The organism is Herbiconiux sp. 11R-BC (assembly GCF_049472555.1).
GTDB lineage: Bacteria > Actinomycetota > Actinomycetes > Actinomycetales > Microbacteriaceae > Herbiconiux.
In genome coordinates, this window is sequence record NZ_JBCEBO010000006.1 from 132,055 (window position 1) to 144,453 (window position 12,399).

Here is a 12,399-nt window from a genome sequence, read left to right on the forward strand (position 1 = left end):
CGGGTATGCTCGACCCGATGGCGACGGCGCCCACCCCGTGCCGCGCGCATCCGAATGGTGCGGCCCGCGACGATGCGGCGGCGAGCAGGAGGCGGTATGTCCCGGTGACAGATCGATTCTCCGGTGAGCGGCGCGCGGGCACCTCCGGGAGCGCTGAGGCCGATACCGCTACCGATACCGATACCGACACCGCCGATGACGACGGCGCCGCCTCCGATGCCGCCCTCTTCGCCGCGTTCCGCGCCGGCGACGAGCGCGCGCTCGCCGAGGCGTATTCGCGCTGGTCGGCCCTCGTGCACACGCTGGCGCTGCGCTCGCTGGGCGATCCGCGCGACGCCGAAGACGTGACTCAGAAGGTGTTCGTGTCGGCGTGGAAGGGCCGGTCCGGCTTCGACCCCGCGCGGTCGCCGCTGGGCGCCTGGCTCGTGGGGATCGCCCGGCACTGCATCGCCGACACCCACGAGGCGCGCAGCCGCCTGCGCCGAGCGGAAGAGGCGCACGTCGTCGGCGCGGCGCCGCCCGAGCCCGACGCCACCGCGAAGCTGGCCGACAGTCTGGCGATCGTCGACGAGCTGAACCGACTCGAGCCCGTGCCGCGCCAGGTGATGAGGCTCGCGTTCTACGATGATCGCACCCACGTGCAGATCGCCCACGACCTCGGTCTTCCTCTCGGCACGGTGAAGAGCCACATCCGTCGAAGTCTCACTCGGCTCCGAATACGTCTGGAGGTGAACGATGACTCATATTGATGCCGACGCGCTCGCGATGATCGCCCTGGGCGATGCCGGTCCGAGTGCGGCCGAGCGCGCCCACCTCGCCGAGTGCGCCCGCTGTTCGGAGGAACTGGCCGCGCTCAGCCGTGCCGTCGAGCTCGGGCGATCCGAGGATGCCGCGGAGCTCGTCGCTCCGCCGGCCGACGTCTGGGCGCGGATCAGTGCCGAGCTGGGTCTCGCCGCCGCGCCGGCGGTCGGGTCTGTCGGACCCGTCGGTTCGGTCGCAGAGCCGGTCGCCGCATCCGCCGCGATCGCCGAGCCTTCCGATCCAGTGGCCGCCGATCCGCCGGTCGAACCCTCACCGACCACTCCGCAGCCCGGCCTCCACCAGGCCCGCCGCCGCCGGCTGTCCGGTCGTCGCCGCATCTGGGTGCCCCTGGCCGCTGCGGGGCTCGTCGTCGGCCTGGTCGCCGGTGCGGGGCTCGGAATCTGGTGGCAGAACACGCAGCAGGCGTCGTGGGGGATAGCGGTCGCCGGAGCCGAGCTCACCCCGTTTCCCGGCTGGCCGGATGCCCGTGGCAGCGCGGTCGTCGAGCAGGATTCCAACGGACATCGCCGGGTGGTCGTCGACGTCGACCCGCAGGCCGACGCCGGCAGCGGTTCGGCGCCCCTGCGCGAGGTGTGGTTGATCCGCTCCGACGGAACCGGCCTGGTCAGCGTCGGCTTCCTGGACGGCCCGAACGGCACCTTCGACATCCCGCCGGGAATCGACCTCGGCCAGTACTCCTTGGTCGACGTCTCCGCCGAGGCCGACGACGGCAACCCCACGCACTCCGGCGACTCGATCGTGCGGGGTGAACTCCGCGCTCTCTGACCGACACCGCGGTACACGATGGTCGCCGAGGAGGCGGGTGGGTTCGACTACTCGGTCTCGCCCGCGATCAGCTCCGCGGCGCGGTAGCCGATGAACGCCGAGGGGGCGATGGTGTGGCCGCGGATGATCTGCGGCATCACCGAGGCGTCGGCCACCCGGAGGCCCTGCACGCCACGCACGCGCAGTGACGCATCCGTGACCGCCATCGGGTCGCTGTCGGCGCCCATCTTGGCGGTGCCCACCGGGTGGAAGGTGGTGCCGGAGTCCTGACGCACGTGCTCGGCGATCTCAGCATCGCTCGCGTCGGTCGTGGGGTACATCTGCTCCACCCAGGGTCGCAGGCTCGGCGCGCTCAGGTAGCGCTGGGTGAGACGCACGGCTTCGATGAGCTCGGGGAGATCACGCTCGTCGCTGAGGAAGGCGGGGTCGATGACGGGCTTGTCGAGCGGGTCGGTGGAGGCGAGCCGCACCGTGCCCGTGCTCTTCGGCTGGAGGAGCACGGAACCCACTGAGACGCCGGAGCGCTGCTCGGCGCCGTCGACGGCCGGGAACTTGGATGCGTCGCTGTTGTAGCTGAACAGCAGTTCGAAGTCGGGGGCCGGGCTGCCGGCCTTGGTGACCCAGCCGACGCCGTTCTCGGGGAAGTAGGCGGCGGGGCCGTCGTGGCTCGTGAGCCAGGTCTGCACGGCGGCGTCGCTGAGGTCCATCGGCACCGAGCCCTCGACGCCCGCGGCGGCCAGTGTGTAGACGTGCGGGTAGATGTGGTCGCGCAGGCCTGAGCCGACGCCCGGCAGATCGACGAGCACCGGGATGCCGAGCGACTCGAGGTGCTCGCGCGGCCCGACGCCCGAGAGCATGAGCAGCTGCGGGGAGTTGTAGCTGCCGCCCGAGAGCACGACTTCGTGGCGCGCCCGGAGCACCTGCACGCCGTCGGCGGTGCGCACCTCGACGCCGACCGCGCGGCCGTTCTCGATGACGACCCGGTTGACGTGCGCTCCCACGCGGACGGTGAGGTTCGCGCGCTCGCGCACCTCGGAGGTCAGGTAGGCGTCGGCGACCGTGCGGCGCACGCCGTCGACGAAGACCGTCTGGTAGCGGTCGGCCACGTCGGCGACGGGGCCGTCGGAGTCGCCGCGCTCGCCGAAGCCGCCTTCGGTGAAGGCGTCGAGGAGGATGTCGGAGAGGGGAGTGGGGGTCGCGATGTCGTTCATCTGCACGGGCCCGTCGGTGCCGCGCAGATCGGCGGGTCCGCGATCCGTCGCCTCGATCGCGAGGTAGGCGGCGCGAGCAGAGGCGGCGTTCCAGCCGGTGGCGCCCGCCTGCTCCCAGGCGTCGTAGTCTTCGGGGCGCCCGCGCAGCCAGGCACCGATGTTGAGCACGTTCGATCCGCCGACGGCGCGGCCGCGGGGTTCGTCGATGACCCGTCCGGCGAGGCCGGGCTGGGGAACGGTCTGGTAGGCCCAGTTCTTCTCGGTGTCGCCCCAGGTGAGGAAGAAGGCTCCCTGGCTGCGGCCGATGTCGAGCGGATTCTCCTGGCCTGCTTCCAGAAGCAGGGTGGTGCGGTCCGGGTGCTCACTGAGGCGCGCTGCGAGAACGGATCCCGCCACGCCTGCCCCGACGACGATGTAGTCGAACTCTTCCGATGCCGTGTTCATGACTTCGCTTCTTCCTGCTAGACGACGCACGCGAGATGCGCGGATGTGGAACTATCGCTCCGAATAGTTGTTGCTACAACCATTTACCTATCTTCGCACTGAATGCTTGTAGATACAACCATTCAGTTGGAATTGAGTGGCGGCAGGGCCTTGATCGCAGCGTGATGGCGAGCCTCACCGTCTGGTCGGCGGTGAGGCGGCAGTTGTTGGTCGCGTAACGCGAGGTCATCCACTGCGCGATCGCGCACCGCTGTCGTAGCCTGAGAGGGCAGTGCGCACAACGAAGCCTCGCGTCCCCACCGGACACGCCTGCGACATCCCCATCCGTGGAGTGGAGTCGCGCCATCGTGGCTTCCCTATTCGAGGAGCACACCGCTATGGTCACCATCATGAACGCCCATCTCGTCGGCGCACACGCCGTTCTCGCCCGGGCGGGGTTCTGTCGATGACGAACGTGACCTTCTCCATCGACAGCACTCGTTTCGACGAGAATTACCGCCCCCTTCCCAACTCACGCATCACCACGAACTTCGCCAACCTCGCCCGGGGCGAGAAGCGCCAGGAGAACCTGCGCAACACCTTCACGATGATCGACGGTCGCCTGAACGACCTGGCTCGAGACGGCAACGAAGACGGCGACCGCTACTCGGTCGAACTCGACATCATCTCCGCGAGCGTGGATGTCGACGGCGCGGGCATCCGAGACGCCGTCCCGCTCATCGAGGTGCTGCAGACCACCATCGTCGACCGACGCACCGGCGAGCGCACCCAGGGCATCGTCGGCAACAACTTCTCCTCCTACGTGCGCGACTACGACTTCAGCATCGTGCTCCCCGCCCACACCAAGAGCCCGTGCGCTGAAGGCCTCCCCGAAGACTTCGGGGTGCTGCACGGAAACCTCTTCAAGGCCTTCCTGGAATCGGATGCCTACGCGCAGCATTTCCACAAGTCGCCCGTCATCTGCCTGAGTGTCTCGACCAGCAAGACCTATGACCGCACCGAGAACGTGCATCCGGTTCTGGGCGTCGAGTACCGGCAGAGCGAGTACTCGCTGACGGATGCCTACTTCGCGAGCATGGGCCTGAAAGTGCGCTTCTTCATGCCCTCGAACAGCGTCGCTCCTCTGGCCTTCTACCACCTCGGCGATCTGACCGGCGACTACACCGACCTCGAGCTGGCCGCCACGATCGCCACGATGGAGACGTTCCAGAAGATCTACCGACCGGAGATCTACAACGCCAATCACACGGCCGGGGCGTCGTACCAGCCGAGCCTGACGAACCCCGACTTCTCGCCCATCCCGATCGTCTACGACCGCGAGGAGCGCAGCCGCCTGGCGGTCGAGCAGGGCAAGTTCGCCGAGGAGCACTTCATCGAGCCGCACAAGGCCGTTCTCGAGGAGTGGTCGGCAGCCTTCGCAGCGAACCAGAACGAACAGCAGGGAGCCCGCTGATGACCAAGCTTCTTCCCACCTCGACCGCCGGCAGCCTGCCCAAGCCCTCGTGGCTCGCGGAGCCCGAGAAGCTCTGGTCGCCCTGGAAGCTCGACGGTGACGCGCTGGCGGAAGGCCGGCACGACGCCCTGCGCCTATCGCTCGCCGATCAGCAGCAGGCGGGCATCGACATCGTGAGCGACGGCGAGCAGACCCGCCAGCACTTCGTCACCACCTTCATCGAGCACCTCAGCGGGGTGGATTTCGAGAACCGCGAGACGGTGCGCATCCGCGACCGTTACGACGCCTCCGTGCCGCGCGTCGTCGGGGCGGTCACCCGCGAGAAGCCGGTGTTCGTCGACGACGCCCGGTTCCTGCGCTCGCAGACCGACCAGCCCATCAAGTGGGCCCTGCCCGGCCCGATGACCATGGTCGACACCCTCTACGACGCCCACTACGGCAGCCGCGAGAAGCTGGCCTGGGAGTTCGCGACCATCCTGAATCAAGAGGCGCGCGAGTTGCAGGATGCGGGTGTCGACATCATCCAGTTCGACGAGCCCTCCTTCAACGTCTTCTTCGACGAGGTGAACGACTGGGGCGTGGCCGCTCTGGAGCGGGCGATCGAGGGGCTCACGGTCGAGACGGCGGTGCACGTCTGCTACGGCTACGGCATCAAGGCGAACACCGACTGGAAGGCGACCCTGGGGGAGGAGTGGCGTCAGTACGAGGCGATCTTCCCGAAGATCCAGGCCTCGGCCATCGACATCGTCTCGCTCGAGAGCCACCACTCGCACGTGCCCATCGACCTGATCGAGCTCATCCGCGGCAAGAAGGTGATGGTCGGGGCCATCGACGTGGCGTCCGCCGACATCGAGACGCCTGAGGAGGTCGCCGACACTCTGCGGCAGGCCCTCCAGTTCGTGGATGCCGACAAGCTCTACCCCTCCACCAACTGCGGCATGGCCCCCCTGCCCCGCAGCGTCGCCCGCGGCAAGCTCGCCGCGCTCGGCGCCGGCGCGGCCCTCCTCCGAGCGGAGCTGGCGGCCTAGCTTCCAACAGCCCTCCATAAACGAAACCCCCAGCATCGATGAGATACCGGGGGTTTCGTCATGCTGCAGGGCGGTCGCCACTCGGCCAGGTCTGAGCCGAGATCTCCTCACAGGCCTGCCGATGGCAATCCGGCTGCAATGCGGCACCTATCGACCCAGCCATGTTCATCGAGGGCAAGCGCGAAGCGCGCGGCAGTCCCGTACGGTTCGGCGCCTGGATGGCTGGCTCTGCACAAGCTGCCGCGCGCTCCGCGCTTGCCCTCGATGACCATGGCTGGCCCACGAAGGCGGGCGCGCTCGATCAGGCGGCTGGGCGCCGGATGGTGCGTCGCCGGGTGGTCGGGATCGGCGTCTGAGTGACGTCGATCCACCGCGGCGGGATGAGGTGGGGCACTCCCGCGTGCATGGTCAGTTTCCAGGATGACTTGTGCAGGTGCGAGTGGTGGAAGTGGCAGAGCAGCACTCCGTTGTCGATGTCGGTGCGCCCGGGTGGATGGTCTTTGGATACCCACTCGTCTGCGTGGTGTGTCTCGCAGAAGGATGGCGGTCGGTCGCAGTCGGGCCAGACGCATCCGCCGTCGCGGGCGGCGAGGGCTCGGTTTTGGGCCGCGGTGAAGAGCCGTTCTGTCTTGCCGTGGTAGAGCACCGCGCCGCGGTCGCCGAAGAGGGTCGCAGCCATGGGGGAGCTGCAGCGCAGCTGCGCCACGGTGGAGGCGGGAACGGGTTCGTCGATTCCATCGATCCAGCCGACGCCGCGGCCTGCTTCGAGGTCGTCGAGGGAGATGTGCACGTTGACGGTGGTGGTGGCGCCGTTGAGGCGGGGCATGTCGGGGGCGCCGGTGGCGCGGGCGATGAGTTCGGTGACAGTGTCGGCGTTCTTCTGCGCTTGGGTGCGGGTGTCGGCGGTGGCGGCCTCGGCGACGAATTCGTCTTCGCTGAGGAACCGCGGGCCGCTCACGCGGGGGCTCTGCAGGGCTTGGATGCTCGCGAGCCACACCCCGCCCTGTTCGGGTGTGAGGGCGAACCGCCCCCGGATCATGCCGTCGCCGGCCTGCGCAATAGTGAGCGAGCGGAGCTGCTGGTGCACCTCGTCTCGGGGTTCGGCCCCGTCGGGGTCGAGGAGCTCGCGCAGGTGGATGGCGAGCTTCGCCGTCTGGTCGGCGGTGAGGTGGCAGTTGATGGTCTCGTCGACGAGAGTCTGCTCAGCGCTCGCCACCTCGTCGGGCGCACATCCACGCTCGGCGAGCTCGGCGCACCGGCTGACGATGATCGACGCCGTCTCGACAGGGAGGATGCCCTCGTCGAGTGCCTGACCGACGGCCGGGAACGGGGCCGGCCCTTCGCCTCCACCCAGCAGCACCGCACCGCGTAACCGCCGCCCGAGCTCCAGCCGCGCCTTGCACTCTCGAGCTGACGTGCCCGTGACGCTCGCGACCAGCTTGACCGGGCTCGTGAAGTTCTGCGACCGACTCAGCCCCTCGTCGCCGAGCTCGCTCCGCGACCGCACCCCGACCTCCCCGGCAACCCGCACCTGCCCGGCGGAGACGACCCGCCCGACCGCCTCGAAAGCGGCCATGACGTCGAGCAATTCCTCGTCGCGCAGCCCCGCCAAGCCCTCTCCGACCCCGCCCGCGACGACGAGAAGATCGTCGGCGATCTCCCGGAGTCGAGTGGCTGTCTGCATGCTGAGATTCTATCAGAAATACCTGATCAAAGCTCGTTTAATCGAGGGTGGATCACTCGCAATCGACGCTGATTCGGGGACAGTGCGAGCACCCCAAACGACCTACCCTCAGCTGTCCCGCAACGCCTCGGCCGGGTGCACTCGGCTCGCCCGGCGGCCCGGCAGGATCGAGGCGAGCACAGAGAAGCCCACGGCCCCGCCGAGCACCGCCACCACGAACCACGGCGACAGCACCGGCCCGCTGAACCCCTGCACTCCGAACGTCGAGTTGGCGCCGACGAACCCGTAGAGCACGCCGAGCAGCAGCCCCAGCACCGCACCGATGCCCGCGACGACGACGCTCTCGACGAGCACCATGCGCCGGGCCTGACGAGCGGTCAGCCCCACCGAGCGCAGCACCGCGATCTCGCGCCGGCGCTGCAGCACCGACAGCGAGAGGTTGCTGCCCAGACCGATCGCGGCGACGAGCACGGAGAAGGCGGTGAGCACGTAGACCACGATCAGCATCACGGTGATGAACTGCGAGACCTGCTCGAGCTCGACGGCATCGCCGAAGTAGGCGCAGGTCTGGGCGAGGTACATCTCGCCGGCGACCGTGAACATCGTCACGAGCGTCACCCCGATCAGCACCGACACGACGGTGCGAGCCGTGCGCACGGGGTTCGCTCGCAGGTTCGCGCCGGCAAGCAGATCTGCCCCGCGGCCGCGGAGCATCCGGGTCACGCCGCCGACGATCGGGGCGGTGAAGGCGGGCGCACCGAGGATGATGCCCACGATCGAGAGCACCCCGCCCGGGAGGGCGATCAGGAGCCCGAACGGCGACACCAACCCGACGATCACACCGAGAGCGAGAAACCCGATGCCCACGACGGTGAGCACGATTCCGACGATCCCTCGACCGCGGGCGGCGGATGCCGGCAACTGCGTGCTGCCGGCGTCGCTCCGAGCGCCCTCGGCGGGGGAGACGCGGGCGACGATCTTGGCCCCGTTCGAGGCGGCCAGAGTCGAGACCGCGAGGCACACGACGGCAGGAACGATGACGAGCTGCGGTGCCCACACGAACTCGAGCCCCGCGCGGAACAAGGCGTTCAGGATGCCGATGGCCGCCGCCGAGACGAGGATGCCCGCAGCGATCCCCGCGATGGCTCCCGCAGCTCCCACGGCGAGTCCGTCGAGACGGGACGCCCGCCGGATCTGCCGCGAGGTCGCCCCCACCAGCCGCAGCAGCGCGATGTCGCGCCGGCGTCCGGCGTAGACGGTGGCGAACGTTCCGGAGATGACGATCGCAGCGGTCAGCACGGCGATGCCGAGGAAGACGAGCCCGACGGAGGTCAGGGCCGCGCGCACCGGGGCGGCATCCTGCATCCCCGTCGTCGACAGCGCCCGCACGAACACTTCGATGGTCTCGAGCAGCAGCACCGCGAACGCGGCGACCACCGCCACCACGGCGACCCCGGCGGCGTACCGCCCGGCGGTCTCCCGCAGTTCGCGCAGGGCCCACAGCCTCATTCGGACACCGCCGGGAGGTGGGTGGTCTGCGCTGCCGCAGCGAGGGGCCCAGCAGGCTGTCCGCCGGCGAGCCCGTTGGCCTGCACGCCACCGATCCCGGCGATGTGCGCGGTGGCCTGCCCGCGCATCCGCCCGCTCACCTGTGCACTGATCTGCTCGGCGGTGCCGCCGGCGAAGTCGTCGATCACGGCGCCGTCACTCATCAGGATGACGCGGTCGGCCACGCTCGCGGCCCGCGGGTCGTGCGTGATCAGCACGACGGTCTGGCCGTACTCGGTCGATGCCGACCGCAGCAGCCCCAGCACCTCGTCGCCCGACGCGCTGTCGAGGGCGCCCGAGGGTTCGTCAGCGAAGATCACGTCGGGCCGGGTGACCAGCGCGCGGGCGATCGCTACGCGCTGTTGCTGTCCGCCGGAGAGCTGGTGAGGCCGATGCCCGAGGCGATCGCGGAGGCCGAGCCGGGTGACGACGGTGCCGATCCACGCCTCGTCGTCGGTGCTTGGCCGCGATCCGGCGAGAAGGAACGGCAGCCGGATGTTCTCCTCGGCCGTCAGCGCCGGCAGCAGGTTGAACGCCTGGAACACGAACCCCATCCGCTGACGCCGCAACAGCGTGAGCGGTTCGTCCCGCATCCCGGTGATCTCCCGCTCGGCGAGCCACACCTGCCCCGACGTCGGGCTGTCGAGTCCGGCGAGCACCTGCAGCAGCGTCGACTTTCCGGATCCGCTCGGCCCCATGATGGCGGTGACCGACCCGGCGGCCACGTCGAGGTCGACGCCCCTCAGGGCGTGCACGGGCGACTCGGGCGAGCCGAAGACTTTGGTGACCCCCCGCGCAACGACGGCGCGGGTCTGAAGGAACTGGGATGCTGAAGTGCTCATGGGGTCCACGGTAGGGATCCCGGACGCCCCGCCGAATCGGCCTTCAGGACGATCCTCTTGCGCCACTGGGCGCCGGCGTGGTCCGGAGGTATGACGCGTTCCGGCGGTCGGGCCGCGTTTACTCGACCGGCCCAAGACAGGCTCGGCGAAGTGTCAGGCGCTGAGCAGTGGCACGATCCGGTCGAGTTCCCCGGCCTTCGCCTCGGTGACGAGCTCCAGGTCGTACCGGGTTTGCAAGTTCGTCCAGAACCGATCTGAGGTGCCGAACGCCCGGGCGAGGCGCGCAGCGGTATCGGGCGAGATGCCGCGCTTGCCGTGAACGATCTCGTTGATTCGCCGAGCAGGCACGTTGATCGTCTGCGCAAGCCGGTACTGACTGATCTCCAGCGGCTTCAGAAACTCCTCGAGAAGGATCTCTCCCGGGTGAATCGGTGCGTATGCGGTGGTCACGGTGCCCCCTCTTAGCGGTAGTCGATGATCTCGACGTCGACCGGACCGGTAGCTTGTGGTTCGCCATTCGCCATTCGCCAATTCGATGCGATCGCCGGCGGACTGCCCTGAACCCGTATCTGGTCAGTAGACGACCTTCTTGACGACGAGAATGAGGGCGCCTACGAGGAGAACCAAGAGAAAGACGAGGGCGAAAGCGTTCGCGAGTGGGCTGGGCCCTGGGCCCCGAATCACCCACTCGACACATCCGCCCGTCGCGCTGCCGAGCGCAATCGCTCCCGCACCGATAGCGCTCGGCAGCGTTGCCGATCCGGATGCCTTTGACCGGCGGCTGAGCGAGAGCACGAGAACGCTGATGATCAAGAAGCCCAGGCATGCCAGCGATGCCAGCGCGGCATCATCGATCGCACGCATGGCGACGGGGGGAATTAGCCCGGCAACGATCGAGCTGATCGTGGTCGCAAGAACAATCATGACGCGCCGTGCCGGGTGCGGCGGGTGGGAAGCGGAGCCGAATAGCGCGTTCGCCGATACCAAGAATGCGGCGGCCGTGACGAATGCGGCGCCCAGAGCGACCAGTATCACCAGATTCATTGCTGCACCAATCCCATGCGCAGACGATATCCACTCATAGGAAGAGTATCGACGACCATCGCGAGATTGTGAGTTTAAATCGAACTGTGATGGGAAATGCGGTACCCGTAGCAGTCGCTTAGTCTGCGCGTCCCCCAGCGGGGGAGCCGTAGAGAAGGTTATCGACGAAGACTGCCACGCGATCCTGCAGAGTGAGCGCCGCGCCGTCCAGTTCGCTCTCCTCCTTCACGATCGACTGCAGCTCCTCGAGCGTGTCGTTCACGGTGCGCGCGGCGTTCCTCAGTCCCCACCCCGAGAGCTCCGCGAGTAGGTCGTCGCGGGTGATCTCGCTGTGGCGGTACTTCTTGTTCACCGCCAGGGCGAGCATGCCGTCGTTCGGCATGTGGGCTTGGGGCACGACATCGTAAGCGGGCGCGAGGGTCACCGCGCCGTCGTCGGTGTGGACGAGCCCGATGTTCTTCGTGTGCATGTCGAGATTGCCGATCCCGACAGCCAGGACGACCATCCGCGCCAGGCGCATCAGGTCGTCGGCGGATGTGCTTTCCACCAGCGTCGTCGCGACTCGCTTGAGGCTGACGGCGCCTCCGAATTGCTCGTACTTCTCGTTGCCCGATGCGCCAAGAGCCTGACTGAAGTCCTCTTGGTGAACTCGCCTTCCGTCGCTGCGGTCGTAGCGCTCGATCACCAACGCTGGTAGGCCGTCGAATTCAGTCACCGTCGTCTGGTCACGATGCCCGCTTTCTATCGTATTTTCGCAATATTCGGTTGCTATCGCGATATCGCAATAACCCTGGCCAACGGGACGACATGCTCGCCCCGCAACAAACGCGTCGTTCTCGACATAGTGCTCCTCCGCAACCTCTGCATCGGCTTTGACCAAAGCTCGTTTGTTTCGGGTGAGTGGGCGCCGCGGGGTGGGTGATCCGGTCGAGTCATAGTCCCCCGGCCGCTGCGCGGCCTCCCGCCAAACCCGATGCCAATGACTCGACCGGATCACCCACCCCACGGCGCCCGGTTTCGGCCTGACCCAAGCGAGTCTCGGGCGAATCAATAGGCTTTCGAGCGATGCACGAATTCGAAAGCGAAGATGACCAGTCGGTCATCGAGCACCTCGGCGAGCAGCCGGTAGTCACCCACTCGATACCTCCAGATACCGGCGTAGCTGCCGGTCAATCCCTTGCCGCGTGATCGCGGATCATCCAGCCCAGCGAGTTCATCCAGATACACAGCGAGCCGTGCCGCGACGGTGCGGTCGAGCTTGCGAAACGTCTTGTCGAACTCAGCGCTGGTCTCGATGGACCAGTGGCTCAAAGCCCGAGCTCGCGGCGGACCTCGCTGAATGGCCGCGTCTTCTTGTCCGATGCTTGCCACGCGCGAGCGGCGCTCTCGGCCCAAGCGATTTCCTCGAGCTCCTCGAGATGCATCGAGAGTGCCTCGTGGACGAGATCTTCGGACGGCCTGCCCGTGCGAGCCACAATCGCGTCGAGACGGCGCTGCTCCTCGTCGTTCAGCTCGATCGAGAGGGGCATGGCAACTCCTTCGCGTGCTCGCAGATGTT

At 67.9% G+C, this 12,399-nt stretch carries 13 protein-coding genes; 4 read left to right on the forward strand and 9 right to left on the reverse strand.

Annotated features, from left to right (window positions below):
* Positions 1–5 precede the first annotated feature (5 nt).
* Entirely contained in the window at positions 6–749 is a 744-nt protein-coding gene (locus tag VD659_RS14835; RefSeq protein ID WP_423261844.1) for an RNA polymerase sigma factor, read from the forward strand.
* The gene (locus VD659_RS14840; RefSeq protein ID WP_423261845.1) at positions 736–1,587 is read left to right on the forward strand and encodes an anti-sigma factor; all 852 of its coding nucleotides are present in this window, start codon (positions 736–738) and stop codon (positions 1,585–1,587) included. Before VD659_RS14835 ends, VD659_RS14840 begins: the two co-directional genes overlap by 14 nt.
* 47 nt (positions 1,588–1,634) lie before the next feature.
* Here the strand turns inward: VD659_RS14840 and VD659_RS14845 are convergent, their stop codons facing one another.
* Positions 1,635–3,242 (reverse strand): GMC family oxidoreductase, encoded by a 1,608-nt coding sequence (locus tag VD659_RS14845; RefSeq protein ID WP_423261846.1) that lies wholly within the window; start codon positions 3,240–3,242, stop codon positions 1,635–1,637.
* Between the two features lie 445 nt (positions 3,243–3,687).
* On the opposite strand from VD659_RS14845, the gene VD659_RS14850 reads away from it, so the two are divergent.
* Both VD659_RS14850 and VD659_RS14855 read left to right on the forward strand, forming a co-directional pair.
* Positions 3,688–4,695, forward strand: a complete 1,008-nt coding sequence (locus tag VD659_RS14850) for a putative oxygenase MesX (protein WP_423261847.1) — start codon at positions 3,688–3,690, stop codon at positions 4,693–4,695.
* A complete protein-coding gene (locus tag VD659_RS14855) occupies positions 4,695–5,723 on the forward strand; it encodes a methionine synthase (RefSeq protein WP_423261848.1) in 1,029 nt (342 codons plus the stop codon). Before VD659_RS14850 ends, VD659_RS14855 begins: the two co-directional genes overlap by 1 nt.
* 301 nt (positions 5,724–6,024) lie before the next feature.
* Here VD659_RS14855 and VD659_RS14860 read toward each other — a convergent pair whose 3' ends face one another.
* The 8 genes from VD659_RS14860 to relB all read right to left on the reverse strand — a co-directional run bounded on the left by VD659_RS14860 (position 6,025) and on the right by relB (position 12,370).
* The gene (locus VD659_RS14860) at positions 6,025–7,407 is read right to left on the reverse strand and encodes a DUF222 domain-containing protein (RefSeq protein WP_423261849.1); all 1,383 of its coding nucleotides are present in this window, start codon (positions 7,405–7,407) and stop codon (positions 6,025–6,027) included.
* A gap of 108 nt (positions 7,408–7,515) precedes the next feature.
* Positions 7,516–8,916, reverse strand: a complete 1,401-nt coding sequence (locus VD659_RS14865; protein WP_423261850.1) for an FtsX-like permease family protein — start codon at positions 8,914–8,916, stop codon at positions 7,516–7,518.
* A complete protein-coding gene (locus VD659_RS14870) occupies positions 8,913–9,797 on the reverse strand; it encodes an ABC transporter ATP-binding protein (protein ID WP_423261851.1) in 885 nt (294 codons plus the stop codon). Before VD659_RS14870 ends, VD659_RS14865 begins: the two co-directional genes overlap by 4 nt.
* A gap of 153 nt (positions 9,798–9,950) precedes the next feature.
* Positions 9,951–10,247 carry a HigA family addiction module antitoxin gene (locus VD659_RS14875; protein WP_423261852.1) on the reverse strand — a complete coding sequence of 99 codons (297 nt, stop codon included), beginning with the start codon at positions 10,245–10,247 and terminating at the stop codon, positions 9,951–9,953.
* Positions 10,248–10,370: 123 nt separating this feature from the next.
* Positions 10,371–10,841 (reverse strand): hypothetical protein, encoded by a 471-nt coding sequence (locus VD659_RS14880; RefSeq protein ID WP_423261853.1) that lies wholly within the window; start codon positions 10,839–10,841, stop codon positions 10,371–10,373.
* Between the two features lie 118 nt (positions 10,842–10,959).
* Positions 10,960–11,721, reverse strand: coding sequence for a type II toxin-antitoxin system HipA family toxin (locus VD659_RS14885; protein ID WP_423261854.1), 762 nt, complete (start codon positions 11,719–11,721; stop codon positions 10,960–10,962).
* Between the two features lie 167 nt (positions 11,722–11,888).
* Complete coding sequence (locus VD659_RS14890; RefSeq protein WP_423261855.1) at positions 11,889–12,152, reverse strand: type II toxin-antitoxin system RelE family toxin; 264 nt, start codon at positions 12,150–12,152, stop codon at positions 11,889–11,891.
* Entirely contained in the window at positions 12,149–12,370 is a 222-nt protein-coding gene (gene relB / locus VD659_RS14895; protein ID WP_423261856.1) for a type II toxin-antitoxin system RelB family antitoxin, read from the reverse strand. The genes VD659_RS14890 and relB overlap by 4 nt, the downstream gene beginning before the upstream one ends.
* Positions 12,371–12,399: the final 29 nt, after the last annotated feature.